Source organism: Natronorubrum halobium (assembly GCF_051351675.1).
Classification (GTDB): Archaea; Halobacteriota; Halobacteria; order Halobacteriales; family Natrialbaceae; genus Natronorubrum.
Map to the genome: position 1 here is coordinate 2839297 of NZ_CP195595.1, position 17709 is coordinate 2857005.

12 protein-coding genes, 1 tRNA gene and 1 pseudogene are annotated in these 17709 nt (G+C 63.7%); 11 read left to right on the plus strand and 3 right to left on the minus strand.

Annotated features, from left to right (window positions below; genetic code table 11):
* The first annotated feature begins 97 nt into the window (after positions 1-97).
* Positions 98-391: a PRC-barrel domain-containing protein gene (locus tag ACSFC7_RS14055; protein ID WP_436343458.1), complete on the plus strand. Its 294-nt coding sequence runs from the start codon at positions 98-100 to the stop codon at positions 389-391.
* Positions 392-509: 118 nt separating this feature from the next.
* Here the strand turns inward: ACSFC7_RS14055 and ACSFC7_RS14060 are convergent, their stop codons facing one another.
* The gene (locus ACSFC7_RS14060) at positions 510-1961 is read right to left on the minus strand and encodes a DHH family phosphoesterase (RefSeq protein ID WP_436343459.1); all 1452 of its coding nucleotides are present in this window, start codon (positions 1959-1961) and stop codon (positions 510-512) included.
* A gap of 225 nt (positions 1962-2186) precedes the next feature.
* On the opposite strand from ACSFC7_RS14060, the pseudogene ACSFC7_RS14065 reads away from it, so the two are divergent.
* Positions 2187-3639 (plus strand): annotated as a pseudogene (locus ACSFC7_RS14065) (transposase).
* Between the two features lie 152 nt (positions 3640-3791).
* Positions 3792-3865, plus strand: a tRNA-Lys gene (locus tag ACSFC7_RS14070).
* A gap of 301 nt (positions 3866-4166) precedes the next feature.
* Here the strand turns inward: ACSFC7_RS14070 and ACSFC7_RS14075 are convergent.
* Positions 4167-4478: a HalOD1 output domain-containing protein gene (locus tag ACSFC7_RS14075; RefSeq protein ID WP_436343460.1), complete on the minus strand. Its 312-nt coding sequence runs from the start codon at positions 4476-4478 to the stop codon at positions 4167-4169.
* A gap of 243 nt (positions 4479-4721) precedes the next feature.
* Positions 4722-6305 (minus strand): hypothetical protein, encoded by a 1584-nt coding sequence (locus ACSFC7_RS14080; protein ID WP_436347962.1) that lies wholly within the window; start codon positions 6303-6305, stop codon positions 4722-4724.
* A gap of 390 nt (positions 6306-6695) precedes the next feature.
* Here ACSFC7_RS14080 and ACSFC7_RS14085 point away from each other — a divergent pair, with 390 nt between their 5' ends.
* The 8 genes from ACSFC7_RS14085 (at position 6696) to ACSFC7_RS14120 (ending at position 17658) form a co-directional block, all read left to right on the plus strand.
* Positions 6696-7361, plus strand: coding sequence for an MBL fold metallo-hydrolase (locus tag ACSFC7_RS14085; RefSeq protein WP_436343461.1), 666 nt, complete (start codon positions 6696-6698; stop codon positions 7359-7361).
* A gap of 474 nt (positions 7362-7835) precedes the next feature.
* Positions 7836-9155: a P-loop NTPase gene (locus ACSFC7_RS14090; RefSeq protein WP_436343462.1), complete on the plus strand. Its 1320-nt coding sequence runs from the start codon at positions 7836-7838 to the stop codon at positions 9153-9155.
* Positions 9156-9435: 280 nt separating this feature from the next.
* On the plus strand, positions 9436-12984 hold the full coding sequence (locus tag ACSFC7_RS14095) for a molybdopterin-dependent oxidoreductase (protein WP_436343463.1): 3549 nt from the start codon (positions 9436-9438) through the stop codon (positions 12982-12984).
* A 16-nt stretch (positions 12985-13000) separates the two neighbouring features.
* Positions 13001-14200 carry a 4Fe-4S dicluster domain-containing protein gene (locus ACSFC7_RS14100; RefSeq protein ID WP_436343464.1) on the plus strand — a complete coding sequence of 400 codons (1200 nt, stop codon included), beginning with the start codon at positions 13001-13003 and terminating at the stop codon, positions 14198-14200.
* 2 nt (positions 14201-14202) lie between these two features.
* Positions 14203-15033, plus strand: coding sequence for a TorD/DmsD family molecular chaperone (locus ACSFC7_RS14105; protein WP_436343465.1), 831 nt, complete (start codon positions 14203-14205; stop codon positions 15031-15033).
* A 102-nt stretch (positions 15034-15135) separates the two neighbouring features.
* Positions 15136-15708, plus strand: a complete 573-nt coding sequence (mobB, locus tag ACSFC7_RS14110; RefSeq protein WP_436343466.1) for a molybdopterin-guanine dinucleotide biosynthesis protein B — start codon at positions 15136-15138, stop codon at positions 15706-15708.
* Between the two features lie 320 nt (positions 15709-16028).
* A complete protein-coding gene (locus ACSFC7_RS14115) occupies positions 16029-16697 on the plus strand; it encodes a helix-turn-helix domain-containing protein (protein ID WP_436343467.1) in 669 nt (222 codons plus the stop codon).
* 193 nt (positions 16698-16890) lie between these two features.
* Positions 16891-17658: an enoyl-CoA hydratase/isomerase family protein gene (locus tag ACSFC7_RS14120; RefSeq protein ID WP_436343468.1), complete on the plus strand. Its 768-nt coding sequence runs from the start codon at positions 16891-16893 to the stop codon at positions 17656-17658.
* Positions 17659-17709 lie beyond the last annotated feature (51 nt).

Sequence of the window (17709 nt, forward strand, 5' to 3'; positions counted from 1 at the left end):
CATTCGGGCAGACGACGGTTCGGATTTCACGTATGCACATCTCGACGACTGTCGTGTCTGACCAAGATTAAAGAGTCCGCCACGCATGAGGCCAGACATGGACGACACTCCGCAAGAAATTACCTCTCTCGTCGGACGTGAGGTGTACTCGAACAACGGCGTCTTCGTCGGCGAAGTCGAAGACCTCCGCCTGAACGTCGACGGCCAGGCCGTCACCGGACTCGCACTCGGCGACCTGAACTCCGAACTATTCACGGGCGCCTCCCACGGCGGACAGGGCGTTATCGTGCCCTACCGCTGGGTTCGCGCCGTCGGCGACGTGATTCTGATCAACGATGTCGTCGAACGCGTCCGCCAGCCCGACGAGGAAGAGGACGAACTGATCGCCTGATCTGGGCTCGACGCTGTTCGTTGCGAGTCGATACTGCGCCGTGAGCGAGTCGCAAATTGCTCCGTGCGTACGGATGTGAGAGCTGAAAACAGGTCCGCCGCTCGATTCTATTCGTCCGTCAGTTTCCGTTCGATCCTTCGCTGGTTCCCTCGACGCCCATCGCGTCGAACAGCGTCCGTTTGACCGCTTCCTCGGTCAACTCGAGCAGCGTATCCCGCGTATCCTCCGAAATCTCGATGCCGGTGAAGATGCCCAGCGGGATCTCCGCGCTGGCCTGCGTCGAGTGGCCCGCGGTCTCGCCCATCTCGCCGTAGGCGTCCTCGAGCACCTTGCCGATGTTGATGCGGATGTCCTTCGAGCGACCGGCGAGGAAGATGGTCTCGTCGGCGATTCCGAAGACCGCCGTGGTGGTGACTCCCTCGAGGTCCAGCAGGTGGTTGGCGGCCTGGGTCAGCGCTTCGCGGTCGCGGACCAGTCCCGCGTTCGAGACCAGGTGGCTGCCCTGGACGTCCCGGTTGGTGATCGCTTCGGCGAGGACGTCCAGCGTCTCGGGGGACATCGACGGCGACTCGACCTGCTCGAGCGTGTCGTGGTTGGCGAAGGGGTAGAGATAGGCCGCGGCGGTGAGATCGGCGGGGGTAGTGTCGCGTTTGAAATCCAGCGTCTCAGCCCGGATACCGTAGAGGAGGGCGGTCGCGACCTCCTCGGAGACGTTCATATCGAACTCCTGAATGTATTTCGTCATGATCGTCGACGTCGAGGACATGTTGGGACGGATGTCGACGAACTCGGGTTCGTACTCCTCTTCGGGTTCGTGATGGTCGACGATGATGTCGACCGAGAGGTCCATCTCCGAGGACGTCGCGTGGTCGACCAGCGCGACGGTGTCGTACACCGTGTGATCCTCGATCTCGTCCCACTGGACCAGATCGATCCCCAGCAGATTGACGAACGCCCGGTTCTCCTGGTGACCGACGTCCCCCAGATAGATGATATCCGACTCGATGCCGAGATGGGTAGCGATGGCCTGTAAGGCCGCCGCACTCGCGATCGAGTCCGGATCCGGGCTGTCCTGCGTAACGATCGCCAGTCGTTCGGAGGTCTGCTCCAACAGCTGGGCGAGTTTCCCCGCGTTGTACTCGAGTTCGCCCGACTCGAGGGCGCGAAGCGCGGACTCGGCGATCACCGAGGAGGGGTTGATGACGATATCGGCGCCCAGTTCCTCGAGTTCGTCGCCGGAGACGGGATCGCTCGCGCGTGCGACGACGAACTGCGTGTCGTCGACGTTCCGGATGTGTTCGACGGCCCGTTTATTGGATTCGACGTCCGAGGCGAGGATGAGGACGACGTCGCGGTCGGCGACGAGGTCGGCCGTTTCGGGTTCGGAGATGTCGGCCGTACGAGCGTCCAGGTCCTGGTCGCGAAGCGACTCGACGCGGCTCTCGTCGCGATCGATGATCAGGACGTCCTTGCCCTGTTCGACGAGTTCCTCCGCGACGGCGTAGCCGACGCTCCCACAGCCCAAGATCGCGTAGTCAGAGATCGACGAGATCGTAACCCCCGTACTCATTGAACGTGTGGTCGGACCGACCACACTTAACGCTCCCGAAGATTGTTACGTAGCGAATTGAGCTTTCGTGAGAATGCGGCCGTCGTATGGCGGGATTACACGGAGTACAGGAGAAAGCCCACGGCTTTAGCCGTGGGATGAATCCGTCACGTCTGAATACAACTACGACCCTGTAGCCCGCCAGCAATCCCTACGTTTACAAACCAATCCACCGACACATAACGTGTGAGCGGCCGACCACGACGCACGAACGAGTACACTGTCAAACCCGTCAGCGAGCGGTATCGGCAGTGTCTGTTTGAGTGGTTGGCCGCCCATGCCCCCTTGTGGAATCAAATCACCTACCGGCGTCCCCAGAACGAAGTTCTGGTGGGCCATCCAGACGCTTCGCGTCTGGAGACGGCGACAAGAATACTTCGCCACCGACGGTGACGTCTGGGACGCCGAGTATACCGACCTGTACGACGAGTATGCGCCCATACTCGGCAAGGCCGCATGCCAGCAAGTCGCTCGCAAAAACAGTGAAGCCTGGCGCAGCCACTTCAAACTCCTCAAGAAATACCACGACGATTCAGGCCCCGCGGTCACTGAGAAACCCAATCCCCCGGGATACTGGGGGAATCGTGACGAGGGGTATGAGTTGCACGGTCTCGTCCGCAACGATCTCTACACGTTCGACTGGGACGAGGACAGGAGTATCCTCGAATTCGGCGTCGGAGATGCACTCGAAGAGAAGTACGACTTCGAGTACCAGGAACGCGTCACTGTTGAAGTTCGCGGCAATCCACAGTGGGATGGTGACGATTCGCGATTGGAACTCGTCTACGACGAAGCGGCTACCGTGCTTCGTGTCAAGCATCCGGTTCGCATTCGGCCAGACAAGCTACGTGAACAGCGATTGGATGCCTTCACTCACACACTCAACCCAGAGAACACGACGCATGAAGCTGCCATCGACGTGGGAGCAAACAACACGCTCGCAATCGTCACCACCACGGGAGAAACCGCAGTCTACCACGCTCGCCCAGAGTTCGAACGCTTCCAACTGTTGTCCGAATTGATTGCCGAATTGCAATCAGCGCTTCCCGAGAACCAGTACACGAGCGAGCGAATTCAGCGCGTGTACGATGAGCGTGGAGAGAAACGTGACCATTCGCGTGACGCTGCGGTGAAACACGCGGCGGACTGGCTGCTCGAACGCAACGTTGATACTGTGTACGTCGGCGACCTGACTGATGTATTGGATACACACTGGTCGGCGGACGTGAACGAGAAAACGCACGTGTTCTGGTCACACCGGCAACTCGTCGACCGTCTCGAACTAACACTCGGCGATGTCGGCATCACCGTCGAACAGGTGAGTGAGGCGGAGTCGAGTAGCGAGTGTCCCGCGTGTGGAAGCGAGGACGTGTCTCGAGACGGCGATTCGTTCCGCTGTCACGACTGTGAGTTAGACGCGCACAGTGACGTTGCAGGGGCGTGGAATCTGCTGCAAACCGAGGGTGGGCCGATGGCGCGGCCTGCCGCCCTATCCGCTGAACGCGATAGGGACGCACCCCGAGATGGGGCGTACTGGGAGTGGGATGGACACGACTGGACACCCAGCAGTTTTGGGGAACCGTCGAGTCCGTTCGACCAAACCAGTGTCGGCGAACCCGCAAGTTCACAGCCGGGGTGATCTGCTGGCCGGATTGCCCACGGAGGAATCCCACGACTTCAGTCGTGTGGAGGACGTCAATACGCTGTGATCCCGTTGACGTATGGTTACCCCTGCCACGACGCCGTCTAAGGGAAACGTATATCCCTGCCCGTGAAAAAGTCGCAGGTACAGGGCCGGTAGCTCAGTTAGGGAGAGCGTCTGACTCTTAATCAGACGGTCGCGTGTTCAAATCGCGCCCGGCCCGCTTCTGCGAGGAACAATTCGTGACGAGCAGAGCGGCGACCGCGATTTGAACGCAGGGAACACGTAGCGCGAACGAAGTGAGCGACCGTGTGACCGTGTGTTCATAATCGCGCCCGGCCCGCTATCCTGCTGCGAACAAACTCGTGAGCAGCAGGTCGCGGATCCGAAGCGATTTGAACTAGACCAGAAAGGCGCAGCGAAGCAAGCATTTCTGGGCGTAGTTCATAATCGCGCCCGGCCCGCGTTCTGCTACGAGCGCTTACGCGAGAGGCGATGTCCCGATGTGATCACCGGAACGGAAACTACTCAGTATCGTCCTCGAGACGGACGGTAACCTGCAGACCGTCGCGAACGACGATGTCGAACCCGTTGTACGAAAACTCGACACGGAGATCGGATCCGTCGCGACGGTCGTGCGGCTCGAAGAGTGCGTTGAGTGCGTCCGGGTTGACAGCATCGTAGAGGGGCGGTAGCTCGAGCGGATCCGCCCCCGAAACAGCGGCAACGGCCTTGATTACGGCGAGCGATGCCGTCTGTGTTCCCGCAAAGTCGTGGTGGACGCTGTTCGACGAGGTACTCCCGGCAGTAGCGTCGAAACGTGATTCTGGCTCCATAAGACTACTTGCTCTAACGGCATCGTTCTTCTATAAAAGGTTGTCCAAACTCGTTCCGTGTATATGATTGACCATGTACTTTTAGCCGTTAGCAGTGCTGAATATCGCATCGAATGTAATTTCCACTGGACGTAGTCAGTTCGACTACTCAGCCCTGCGGGTTCGCGTCTCGCTCGAGGCCAGACAGACCCGGGCCGGTGATCGCTGAACCGGGATGGCGTGATGCGGCGATTCAGGCCGCCGTCACCGGTCGTCCCGAACACCGTCGGGGAACTCGTTGCCCGCGAGACCGACGGCCCCGGAATCGCTGGTGATGCGAAGGGAATACCCGTCACCGGCGGACCGCCCGACGGTGTCTTCGATCGTGACGTCGTCTCCGCCGTTGACGACGATCGGCGTGTGTGTCGTCACGAACTCGCTGTCGGCGACGACGTACTCCGATCCCCGAAGCTCGAGCCCGCGTCGACTGTCGCCGCCCACCTGCTCGACGTCGAGGCCGACGAACTGACAGCCGGATCGCTCACAGAAGATCGCGTGACGATTTCGGGTTCCCGTCGCGTCGCCGGTGATTCGAACGTCCTCGAGGACGACCGGCTCCGCGTCCTCGCCGAGGATTCGAACCGCGTTGGCGCTACCATCGATGTCGATAGCAACGTCCTCGAGGGTCGTCGCTCCCGCTGTGGGATCGATCCGAATGCCGCTGTTCGGCCGGTCGCCGACGGTGAGTTCGGAACTCGAGATCGCGGCGCTGTCGACGCCGTTCATGATCCTGATCGCGTCGCCGTTCGGCTGCGGGACGTCGACGGTGACGTTCTCGAGTTCGTGGTCTCCGCCGTCGAGTCGAATCGCGTGCTGGCCGTTCGAGTCGTGCGGATCGTCGTCGACGACGACGGTCGCGTCTCTGATCCGACCCGTCGTTCCGCTGAGACGGACCGACGCGGTGGTGCTGTTCTGGAACCGGCCGCCGTCGACACCGACGCGTCCGGTCTCGTTCGACGCGTACAGCCCGTTGTCGGGGAACCCGCCCAGGCTGCAGTCCTCGAAGACGAGCGTTCCGCGGTGGTCCGGGTTGACGACGATGCCGGTCGCACCGCGCCACATGTTCCCCGCGTTCGGCGTCTCGTCGGCGTGGATGGCGCCGTCCTCGGCGCGGAACCGGGCGACGATTCCCTCTCCCTCGGGTTCGGTGACGTTGAACAGCCCCGGCCCCCAGGTTCCGCTGTCGTGGACGCCGCGGACGGTGACGTTCCGGACGACGAGTCCGTCTTCGACTTCGACACTGATGACGCGGATCCCCGTCTCGTCGGCGGTCTGGTCGACCTCGAAGCCCTCGAACCGGAGGTCGCGGCCGGGGACGTCGCTGGTCCCCAGTCGGAACAGGCGATACTGCGGTCCGTCGAACTCGTGGTAGGTCGCCGGGACCAGCGTCGCGTTCCGGCCGACGAATCCGACGTTCTCGAACCCGGTGACCCGCAACTGCTCGTCCATGTAGTATCGTCCCTCCGGGAACTCGAGGAGCGTATCGTCGCCGACGACCTCCCGTAACACGGGCGTGATCGATTCGTTCCCCTCGGGATCCGCGCCCGCTTCGACGACGTCGACGACGGTCTCGTACTGCTCCTCGATTTCCTCCTGGTCTTCGGTTTCGTTCGACTCCTCGGTCTCCTCCCGCTCTTCGGACTCGTCAGGCTCCTCGGCGGGACACTGGTTCCCGGACTCGTCCGCGACCGCCACACCGGTGACCGATAGCGTCCCGAGTCCGACGAGACTCCCTCTCAGATACGATCGCCGCCCAATCCTTCGACTGCGTGAATCGTCTGAAGTCACGTTCATCGCTCCGCAACGGGGGTTATTACGTATATTCGACGTAATCCCTCCCGAAACTGTCGCAGTTTTTGAACGAGTCGAGCAGCCGTCTCCGGCAGGCTCACGCCCGTCTGACGCGCGTATGACGTTCGGTCGCTCGAGTGCTTAGCGGAGAACTAAGCGAAGACGCCGCCGACGGTGGCGAGCGAAACTGTTGCGCTGACGCGGAGGGTTCGGTTTCGAGTACATCAAGTAACGTCGCTGTCAGTATCGAAACCCGTGGACCGTCTCGACAGCTACTTCCTCGTCGATCGGCGTCTCGAGTGCCTCGTTCGTGGGCAGTACGTTGGATCCGAAGGCGGTGACCAACCCGGATTATAAGACGAACCGTACCGTACGTCTCGAGCGACTATGTCTGTCACCTACGAGGGAATCACGTTCGAACGGATCGGCCACGCGAGCAAGCGGCTCGAGACCGACGACGGCCGAATCATCTACATCGATCCGTGGGGCGAAGTCCTCGAAGACGAACCGGGCGACGGCGATATCGTCTTCGTCACGCACGACGACTTCGATCACTACGATCCGGACGCGATCGAGGCCGTTGCGGGGCCGGACGCCACGGTCGCCGTCTACGAAGACGTCGATACCAGCGACCTCTCGTACGATGTCGTCGACCTCCCCCACGAGGGCGAGACGACCGTCGAGGGAATCGACGTGCAGTCGGTACCCGCCTACAACGATCCGGAGGGCGAGCACGTCGACGACGACGGGAGTCCCTTCCACGCCGAGGGCGAAGTGATCGGCCTCCTGATGACGCTCGAGGATACGACGATCTTCTTCCCGTCGGATACGGACTTCCTCGAACACCACGAGTCGATCAGCGCGGACGTGTTCGTGCCGCCGATCGGCGGCCACTTCACGATGGACCGCCACGAGGCCGCCGACTTCGCGCGAAGCGTCGAGGCCGAACTGGTGCTGCCCGAGCACTACGACACCTTCGAGCCGATCGAAACCGACGCCGACGCGTTCGCCGAGGAACTCGAGTCCGACGGCGTCCGCGTCGAGTTGTTCTGAGACGCGACGGACCGCCTGGGCGGCTCCGTCAGTACCGATTCGGGACCGACGGTTCCGCTCGACGAGCGGACTGACAGTCCGAGAACACCAATGGATATAATATTCAGTAAAGTGAAGTGATTCGTGCGCACGGAACGCGCCACGAGGTGAAGGTGGTCTGTGGGAGACTCTTCCCTCGTGCCTCACGCAGCTCCCGTTCGGGAGCAAGGGTCACTTGGGGGTGACCCTTGAAATAACCACTTGGAGTGTTGTAGAAAATGTAGCCGTAAAGACAGATGTCCCGGTTGGAGGTGTGAGCGTTGACGCTTTCCGGGAGCAGTATCGAAAATCCGCCGTCGTGCAGGACGAACCTTAGTCGAACTAATTCTCGCAGTGACGACACGACTCGAGCATCGCCGATTCGACGGTATTTGTCTTCCCACGCCCTGGGAACTCCCGACGAGTGAAATACCGGTTCGGGCCGAACGATCGGGTATGTCAGCCGAGCCACCCCGGACCGACGACGAGATCAGACGAGCGGTCGTCGACCGCGTGCGGGACGTCCAGGTTCCCGGCGGCGACCCGATCAGCGAGCAACTGCTCGAGGACGTCGCCGTCGAGGACGCGATCGTCACGTTCGTCGTGAACTTCGGCCGCCTCGACCAGCGGATGGGGGAGCGTATCACCGACCAGTTGCAGGGTGTCGGACTCGCGATCCGCGGCGTCGAGCACGCGCGAGTCGAAGCGGTCGAGGCGGAGGCGCCCGAGACCGGGCTGCCCGTCACCGGCGTCGACTCGCTGATCGCCGTCGGGAGCGCGAAGGGCGGGGTCGGGAAGACCACGGTGACCGTCTCGCTCGCGAAGGCGCTCGACGCGGCGGGTCTGGACGTCGCCGTCTTCGACGCCAACGTTCACGCGCCCGACGCGCCGGACCTGCTGGACGCGGAGGGGCCGGTGCAGTCGACGCCGTCGGGCGGTCCGATGCCCGTGCTGGCGGACGGGATCGAGGTCATCAGCGTCGAACTGATCGCCGAGGACGGGCCGGTCGCCTGGCGCGGCGCGATGGTCCACGACGTCGTCACCGACCTGCTGGGGAACGCCGTCTGGGCGGACAGAGACGTGTTACTCGTCGATCTCCCCCCGGGAATCGGCGAGGCCGTGACCACGCTCGTCCAGCAGGCCCCGCTCGACGGAGCCCTGCTCGTCAGCACGCCGACCGGCGCGGGCGTCCGGTCGACCGAGCGAACCGGTGTGCTGTTCGAAGCCTACGGCGTTCCGACGATCGGCGTCGTCCCGAACATGGTCGCGACCGATGAGGAGGGCTTCGAGTCCCCGTTCGACGGCGACGGCCGCTCGCTCGCGGACGAGATCGATTCCGTCGAGGTCGCAACCGAATCGCTCGAGCCAGTTCCGTTCGATCCGGCGCTCCGGGAGCCAGTAGCGATCGATTTCGACGAGCCGTCGACGCCGGGAGCGGCCTCGATCGCGTCGCTCGCAGCGGACGTCCGGGAGTTCCTGTCGGGATCGAACGGCCCCGAGGTGCCCGAGGACGCGGTCGACCTGCGCGGCCTGCCGCCGGCCGCGATCCATCGGCAGGCGGTCACCGAGTTCGGCGTCGTCGGTGACACGTCCGTCTCGATACTGATGCGCGGCGATCCCGACGAACTCGTCGACGTCGTCGCGGAGAGCCTCGAGCACGACGAACGCGCGCTCACACGGACGGCGATCGGCGACCTCGGCCGCGACGGATGGGTCGTCGAGTTCGAACTCGAGGCCGACGTGTCGACACCGTCGACGACGGAGCCAGCGGCGTAGACGGTCGGCGTTTCCCTCGAGACTGACTGCGCTCGATTTTCTCGCGCGTACGGACGATCTCCCCACGGAGACCGGTCCCGATATAAAGACCCACTATTGGGAGGATTCCGGGCGAGACGTCCCCAGAAGGTGGGAACAGGCGATTTTGGTTAAACGATGGCGGCCGCAGATTGAGCCGTGATGGAACACGGACATCCACCGACCGAGCGGCGCTGTCCGCACTGGCGGGCGACGGTATCGCCCTCCGACGACCGCCACGCTACGTGCGCGGGGTGGTACGATGAGTGAGACAGACGACGGCGGACTCGATCTGACCCGACGAGAGCTCGGCGCGGCGGCGGCCGGCGTCGCCGGCGCGTCCGGACTCGGACTGCTCGGGTTCCGACGGCTGACCGACGACGCCGAAACCGACGCCGACGACGGCCCGATGAACCCCTTCGAGGAGTATCCGAACCAGGGGTGGGAAGACCACTACCGTGACGTGTGGGAGCCCGACGACTCCTACATGCTCACGTGCACGCCGAACGACACCCACAACTGCTACCTCGAGGCCTCGGTCAAGAACGGCGAAATCACGCGCCTCGGTCCCTCGATGAACTACGGCGAGGCGACGGACCTCGACGGCAATCAGGCGAGCCAGCGGTGGGACCCCCGGGTCTGTAACAAGGGCCTGGCGATGGTCGATCGCTTCTACAACGAACGCCGCGTCAAGGCACCGATGGTCCGCGAGGGCTTCATGGAGTGGGTCGAGAACGGCTTCCCCCGCGACCCCGACGGCTCGATGCCCGCCGAGTACGCCGAGCGCGGCGAGGACGACTTCATCGAGGTCTCCCACGAGGAGGCCCACGAACTGGCCGCTCGCACCTTCCTCGAACTCGCCGACCACTACAGCGGCGAGAGCGGGGTCCAGTCGCTGCTCGAGCAGGGGTATGACGAGCGGGTCGTCGAGGAGACCCAGGGTGCGGGCGTCCGGACGATGAAGTTCCGCGGCGGGATGCCGCTGCTGGGCGTCATCAAGCTGTTCGGCCAGTACCGTAACGCCAACTCGATGGCGCTGCTGGACAATCACGTCCGCGACGTCTCCGAGGACGATGCCCTCGGTGCGATGGGACTGGATAACTACTCGTTCCACACCGACTTGCCGCCGGGCCACACGATGGTCACCGGCCAGCAGACCGTCGACTTCGACCTCGCGAGCATCGAGTACGCGGACCACATCGTGCTCGACGGGATCAACTACCTGACCTCGAAGATGGCCGACTGTCACTGGCTGACCGAGGCCAAACTGAAAGGGTCGAAGCTCACCGGGATCTTCACCGACTACAACGCGACGGCCTCGAAGTGCGACGAACTCATCACGGTCCGGCCGGCGACGGATTCGGCGCTGTTCCTCGGCGCGGCGCGGGTGATCATCGAGGAGGAACTGTACGACGAGGACTACGTCCGGAAACACACGGACCTGCCGCTGCTGGTCCGGATGGACGACAACGAGATGCTCCGGGCCAGCGACGTCTTCGAGGACTACGAACCCGCGGACCTCGAGAAGACTGACGCCGTCGGCGACGACGCGGAGCGACCCGGCGTCGACATGACGGACGTCGACGAGCAGGTCATCACCGAAGAACTCCGTCGGGAGTGGGGCGACTTCGTCGTCCACAACGGGGAGAGCGACGAGTTCGAGCCGGTCACGCGCGACGACATCGGGGACGACTTCGACGTTCCCGCGACGATCGACGGCGAGTTCGAGGTCGAACTCGCGGACGGTGACACCGTCGAGGTCCGGACGGTGTTCGACCTGATCACTGAGTACTTGGTCGGCACGTGGGACCTCGAGTCGACCGCCGAGGTGACCGGCACGGATCCGGAGGCGGTCGAGAACCTGGCCCACGACTTCGCGGACAACAAGCAGAGTACGATGCTGCTGACCGGGATGGGGCCGAACCACTACGCGAACGCCGACCAGCACGGCCGCGCCGCGTTCCTGCTGGCGTCGCTGACGCGCAACGTCGGCTATCAGACCGGCAACATCGGCAGCTATTCGGGCAACTACCGGATGGCCTACTTCAACGGCGTCGGGCAGTACGCCTTCGAAGACCCGTTCGACGTCGAACTCGATCCGGACGAACCGGCGCGAACCGACAAGCGCTGGGACGCCCACTCGGCGCACTTCTACACGAACCTCGACAAGCCGCTGAAGGTCGACGGCGAGTACTTCCAGGGCGACTCCCACATGCACACGCCCACGAAGTCGATCTGGGTGTCGGGGTCGAACTCCATCCTCGGCAACGCGAAGGGGACCTACAAGATCATCGAGAAGATGCTGCGCACCGGGAAGATAGAGGCCTTCTTCACCAACGAATGGTGGTGGTCGATGACCTGCGAGTACTCCGACATCGTCTTCCCGGCGGACTCGTGGGCCGAACACCACGTCCACGACATCACCGCCTCCGTGACGAACCCCTTTATCACGACGATGCCGGAGACGGAGATCGGCCGGATCTACAACACGCTGAACGACGCCCAGCACTACAAGGGCGTCGCCGAGCAGCTCGCCGAACTGACCGGCGACGACCGGTTCGCGGACTACTGGGCGTTCATCGACGAGGAGGAGTACCAGGCCAAGCCGTACCTCCAGCGCATCCTCGATCACTCCAATGCCGTCAAGGGGTACGACGTCGAGGAGCTGTTAGACGACGCCAGAGAGGGAACGCCGGCGATCATCATGACCCGGACCTACCCCAAGCACGTCGGCAACGAGCAGACCCAGGACAGTCAGCCCTGGTACACGAAAACCGGGCGACTCGAGTTCTTCCGCGAGGAGGAGGAGTTCGCCGAGGCCGGCGAACACATCCCGCTCCACCGAGAGCCGATGGACGCGACCCCCTACGAGCCGAACGTCATCGTCGACGACAGCGACAGTCCGGTGATCGCGCCCGAGACGCCCGCCGACCGCGACTGGGACGGCGAGGAGAAGGCCCACGATACCAACGATCGGCAGGTCCGCAACGTGGTCAGGTCGCCGAGCGAACTGATCGATACGGCCCACCCGCTGACCGAACTCGAGGACGGGTACAACTACGTCTACATGACGCCGAAGTACCGCCACGGGACCCACACCTTCGGGAGCGACCTGCCGAACATCGCGGTCTGGTGGAGTAACTACGGCGACATGGGTCGCGAGAACGGCCGAGACTCCTTCGATCGGCGCAAGCCCTACATCGGCGAGGGGTACATCGAGATGAACCCCGACGACGCCCGCGAGGAAGGACTGCAGGATGGCGACTACGTCTGGGTCGACGCCGACCCCTCGGATCGTCCGTTCCCGGACTACGACCCCGACGACGAGGACACCGAGTATACGCGTGCGCTGATGCGAATCCGCTATCAGCCAAGCCTCCCCCAGGGCGTCACCCGTAGCTGGATGAACGTCAGCCAGACCTCACACAAGAGCTACGAGGCCCAGGAGGAGCGCGACGACGGGATGGCCAAGGCCGAGGACACGAACTACGTGTCGATGTATCGTAGCGGCGGCCACCAGTCGATGACGACGACCTGGCTTCGTCGGACCTGGATGACCGACTCGATGGCCCGCAAGGACATGCTCGGGCAGAACATGGACGTCGGGTTCGAACCCGACGTCCACGCCGCCAACGGCGCGCCCAAGGAGTCCTTCGTACGGATCGAGAAGGCCGAAGACGGCGGCGTGAACGAGGACGGCGAACCCGGCGGAGACTGGAATCCCGTCGAACGCGGGATCCGACCCACTCAGGAGGACGACGAGATGAAACGGTACCTGAGCGGCGGCTTTGCGAGCGAGTCAGACGACTAATACGAGGTGACCACAAATGGCAGAAGTTTACAATTGGCAGATCGGACGCGAGATGGATTTCCCGTACGCTGAGTCCCGACCGGATCGACAGTGGGGCGCAGTGTTCGATATCAACAAGTGTATCGCGTGTCAGACGTGTACGATGTCGTGCAAGACGACCTGGACCAACGGCGAGGGCCAGGAGCACATGTTCTGGAACAACGTGGAGACGAAGCCCTACGGCGGCCATCCGATCGGGTGGGACAGCGAGATTCTGGACCGACTGGGCACCCAGAACTGGGGCTCCGACGGCGTCTACGAGGGCGACACGATCTTCGAGACGAACGACGTCGACTGGGACGACATGCTGATCGACGACGACATCGGTAACCAGCACGCGGAGGGCGTCGAGGGCTACCGCCCCGACGACGAGGACTGGGCCCACCCGAATATCGGAGAAGACGAGCCGGCCGGCGAATCGTTCGAATCGGACACCCACATCTCGGGCGAAGAGGAGACCCACCCGATGTGGTTCTTCTACCTGCCCCGGGTGTGCAACCACTGCTCGTTCGCCGCCTGTGCGGGGTCCTGTCCGGTCCAGGCGGCCTACAAGCGCCAGGAAGACGGCATCGTTCTCATCGACGAGGACAGCTGTCAGGCGGCTCAGGAGTGCGTGCGCGCCTGTCCCTACGGGAAGTCGATCTACAATCCCGCGAAAGGCAACTCCCAGAAGTGCGTCGGCTGCTACCCCAAGATCGAGCAGGGGATGGTTCCGCAGTGCTTCGAGAACTGCCTCGGCAAGATCCGCCAGCACGGCTGGGTCAACCCGCCCGAGGAAGCCGATCCGGACAACCCGATCGACTTCATGGTCCACGAGGCGGAGGTCGCACTGCCGCTGTACCCACAGCTCGGTCTCGAGCCGAACGTCTACTACGTCCCGCCGATCAACGTCCCCACGGACTACCTCTTCCAGATGTTCGGCCCCGGCGTCGAAGAGGCCAAGGAGACCTACAGGGCCGCCCGTCGCGGCGACGAAGCACACCGGAAGCTTCGCGGACTGCTCCACCTGATGGGATCGACCGAGTGGCGCATCGAGCAGTTCGAAGTCACCGACGAGGAAGCGATCGGGTACGACGGGAGCGGCTCGACCGTCGCCCGCGTCCCGATGGAAGAACCGCGGTACGAACGCGAGCGTTTCGACTCGCAGAACAACGCCTACCGACTCGACGTCACGTAACGATGACACCAGACATCCCAGACACGCACGTCCACCGCGCACGACTGTACAAGCTCGCGTCGCTGGGCTTCGACCGTCCGGACGACGAACTCGAGATGGCCCTCGTCTCGGGCGAGTTCACCAGCCAGTTGGTCGAATCGGCCGCACACCTCGAGGACGACGAACTCCGCGACCGCGCCGAAGCCGTCGCGGAGGCGGCGCCGACCGATCCGGAGGACGTCGACGAGCGCTACTCCGACTGGGCGACGCTGTTCGGTTACGAGAAGGGCGGCGAGATACAGCAGTACCAGATCGAGTACAGCCCCGGAACCCTCGTGACCAGCACGGACACGCTGGCGGATCTCTCGGGGTTCTACAGGGCCTTTGACCTGTCAATCGCGGCGGGGAACCGCGAACGGGCGGACCACCTCTGCCTGGAACTCGAATTCCTCTCGCACCTGGCCCTGCAGACGGCCTACCTCGAACTCGACGAGGACAAGAACGGAATCGAGATCGTCACCGACGCACAGGGTGACTTGCTCGAGGATCACCTCGGTCGCTGGATCCCCCGGTTCAACGAGACGATCCAGGAGGAAAGCGAGGTGTCGTTCTACCGGACCCTGGCGGAACTGGTCGAACGGCTCGTCGAGGTCGACGTCGAGCGGTTCGACGTCGAGCCGAAGGTCTTCGACGAGACACCGCCGTCACCGCTCGACGACTTCACCGACGCGGACGAGGGAGACTTCCGGTGTGGGACCTGCGGAACGACGCCCTCGCCGGCAGACGGGCAACGGGGCGGCCAGGGGTCACCGGAGCCACAGCCGCCACGAGGCGATCGGAACGGGCCGTACTGATCGAACGGGCGACGCGCCCGCTCGAGTCGGGTATCCCGCGATGCTCCGTCGGTCCGTTCGAACGTATCTTGTGTTCGCGTCCCGAATCGAGCGTGGTAGCGTATGAGTCACGGATCACCGCCCCGAATCGTCTGTCTCGCCGGCCCGAGCGGTTCGGGCAAGACCACGCTCGCCGAGACGCTCGTGCCGAGACTGGCCGACCACGGGCGCGTCGCGACCGTCAAATCGATCCACCACGACATCGAGATCGATACGCCCGGGACCGACACCCACCGCCACCGAACTGCGGGCGCCGAGACCGTCGTCGGTATTACTCCCGAACTCACCTTCGACATCAGCACGCGCGGCAAGCGTGATCCAGCCGAGGATCCCGCGAGTACCGGGGTTTTCGACACCGACGACCCCGAACTACGGGCTCTCGCGAGCACGCTCGCGCGCCTCGAGCGCCGGGGCTACGCGTTCGTCGTCGTGGAGGGCTTCTCGGCGGCACCCCTACCGACGATTCTCGTCGGCGACCGCGATCCGTCCGCGATCGGTGGCGAAATCGTCGGCCGCGGGGGTGACAGTATCGACGACCTCGTGGAAACCGTCCGGTCGCTCGACCCCACTCCGATTCTCGATCGTCTCGCGGACGATGCACGCGAGAACGAATCGCTCGAGAGCGACGACAAGTAGTACCGACGATGCGGCGGAACGCGAGACAGCGCGGTCGACTGGTCCGCGACGAGAACCCGTCGGTCGGACCGCAGGAGGGTCGGGCCGTCTCGGCGCGGTCGATCGAACGGTCGCCTGCTCGGCCGCGCTCGGCCTCATCGCGGCGGTCGCCGTGCAGTCGCCCGTCGGGCTCTCTCGACGGCACTACTAGTATTGTGACAAGAAGTCGGAAATGATTGCGATACGGAACAGATCACTCAAACTGTCATTCGGCATTGTCGAGGCTAATCTCTTTGGAAGTGGGGTTATTGGGATCGTCGCCGTAGCAGTGATTGAGAATCATGACATCGATTGCAGACATCGAGATTCCGGCCGAAGGAACCGGGGCTGGCGAGCTGTTCGAGGCCGTCCCATCGCTCACCTGTGAAATGGAGCGAGTGATCGCCTCGAGCGGCCACGGACTCTGGCTGTCGGGCCCCTCACAGGACGCGATCGAAGACGCGCTCGACGACGCTGCCGCGATCGGCGGCTACGCGTTGATCAACAGCGACGAGGACCGGTGGCTGTACGACATCGAGTTCGAACCGGACACCGTCGACGTCTTCGAACTGGTCATCCAAGAGGAGGGGACGGTACTGAGCGCGTCGGCCTCGAGCGGCACGTGGCTGTTGAGCATCCGATTCACCGATCGGGAGAGCGTCAGTTCGCTCTACGACCGACTCGACGAGGAGGGCGTCGTTCCGACGATCGTCCGCCTATTCGATCTGGCGGAGGAGAGCCACTCCCAGTGTGGCCTCACCGCTCGCCAGTACGAGACCCTCGTCGCGGCGATCGACCACGGCTACTTCGAGATCCCGCGCGAGGTGTCGATGCAGGAACTGTCCGAAGAACTCGGTATCTCCCACCAGGCGCTCTCGGAGCGACTCCGCCGCGCCTACCGGGCCCTCGTCACCTCGGAGTTGAACGTCTCCGAAGACGAGACCGTCGCCCCGCCGATGCCGTCCGACTGAATCGACCCCGACTCCCCGACAGCTATCGCTCGAGACTGCACGACGCCGACTGCCATCCGGCATCCCGGCAGCACTCGATGTTTTCACGCGAGAACGCCACCAGCCACGCTGCGTCGAGCGACTGCTCGGTAGGTGGCCGACTCGGTAGCGACGAACGAGTACCGTTATGTCGCCTGCCAGTCACTGTCGAGCCATGCACGTCGATAGCGACGACGGAATTCTTCGGATCGCGTTCGACCGACCGGGTGCGCTCAACGCCATCACGAGAGAGACCGCCGTCACGCTCGCCGAGACGATCGACGACGCCTCGCCGGAAGAGTACCACGCGATCGTCCTCACGGGCGAGGGTGACGCGTTCAGCGCCGGCGGCGATCTCCAAGCGCTGGCGGAGTTCCCCGACTCGGCACGGGACGCCTACGAGTCGGTCACCGACAGCTTCGGACGGGTCGTCGAGGCGATGCTCGAGTCGTCCGTCCCGATCGTCGCGAAGGTCAACGGCGACGCCATCGGAGCCGGGTTAGCGGTCGTCGCGCTCGCGGACATCGCCTACGCCGCCGCCGACGCGACCTTCTCCTGTGCGTTCGTCCGGGTCGGCCTCATCCCCGACACCGGCGGGACGTTCATGCTGCCGCACATCATCGGCCTGCGCGCCGCGAAGAAACTCGCGTTCACCGGCGAGTTCTTCGACGCCGAACGGGCCGCCGACCTCGAGTTGGTCAACGAGACGGTTCCGGCCGACGAACTGGACGACCGCGTCGAGGAGACCGTCGAACAACTGCGGAACCGCCCGACGGAGATCGTCGGCATGATGAAACAGGCGATGCACGAGAACATGAGTCGCCACTGGTCGGAGTCCCTCGACTACGAGAACCTCCTGCAGGTGCAGGCCCGAACCTCCGAGGCTCACGAAGAGGGGGTCACGGCGTTCCTCGAGGGCCGCGACCCCGAATTCGACACGTAACCGGACTAACACGCTAGATCGTGACTTCGACGGGATCTGGTACGGAACGTG

What these genes read in the sequence shown, in the direction of transcription:
- ACSFC7_RS14055 (WP_436343458.1), top strand. Translation starts at nt 98, where the DNA reads ATGGACGACACTCCGCAAGAAATTACCTCTCTCGTCGGACGTGAGGTG.
- ACSFC7_RS14060 (WP_436343459.1), bottom strand. Translation starts at nt 1,961, where the DNA reads ATGAGTACGGGGGTTACGATCTCGTCGATCTCTGACTACGCGATCTTG.
- ACSFC7_RS14075 (WP_436343460.1), bottom strand. Translation starts at nt 4,478, where the DNA reads ATGGAGCCAGAATCACGTTTCGACGCTACTGCCGGGAGTACCTCGTCG.
- ACSFC7_RS14085 (WP_436343461.1), top strand. Translation starts at nt 6,696, where the DNA reads ATGTCTGTCACCTACGAGGGAATCACGTTCGAACGGATCGGCCACGCG.
- ACSFC7_RS14090 (WP_436343462.1), top strand. Translation starts at nt 7,836, where the DNA reads ATGTCAGCCGAGCCACCCCGGACCGACGACGAGATCAGACGAGCGGTC.
- ACSFC7_RS14095 (WP_436343463.1), top strand. Translation starts at nt 9,436, where the DNA reads ATGAGTGAGACAGACGACGGCGGACTCGATCTGACCCGACGAGAGCTC.
- ACSFC7_RS14100 (WP_436343464.1), top strand. Translation starts at nt 13,001, where the DNA reads ATGGCAGAAGTTTACAATTGGCAGATCGGACGCGAGATGGATTTCCCG.
- ACSFC7_RS14105 (WP_436343465.1), top strand. Translation starts at nt 14,203, where the DNA reads ATGACACCAGACATCCCAGACACGCACGTCCACCGCGCACGACTGTAC.
- mobB (WP_436343466.1), top strand. Translation starts at nt 15,136, where the DNA reads ATGAGTCACGGATCACCGCCCCGAATCGTCTGTCTCGCCGGCCCGAGC.
- ACSFC7_RS14115 (WP_436343467.1), top strand. Translation starts at nt 16,029, where the DNA reads ATGACATCGATTGCAGACATCGAGATTCCGGCCGAAGGAACCGGGGCT.
- ACSFC7_RS14120 (WP_436343468.1), top strand. Translation starts at nt 16,891, where the DNA reads ATGCACGTCGATAGCGACGACGGAATTCTTCGGATCGCGTTCGACCGA.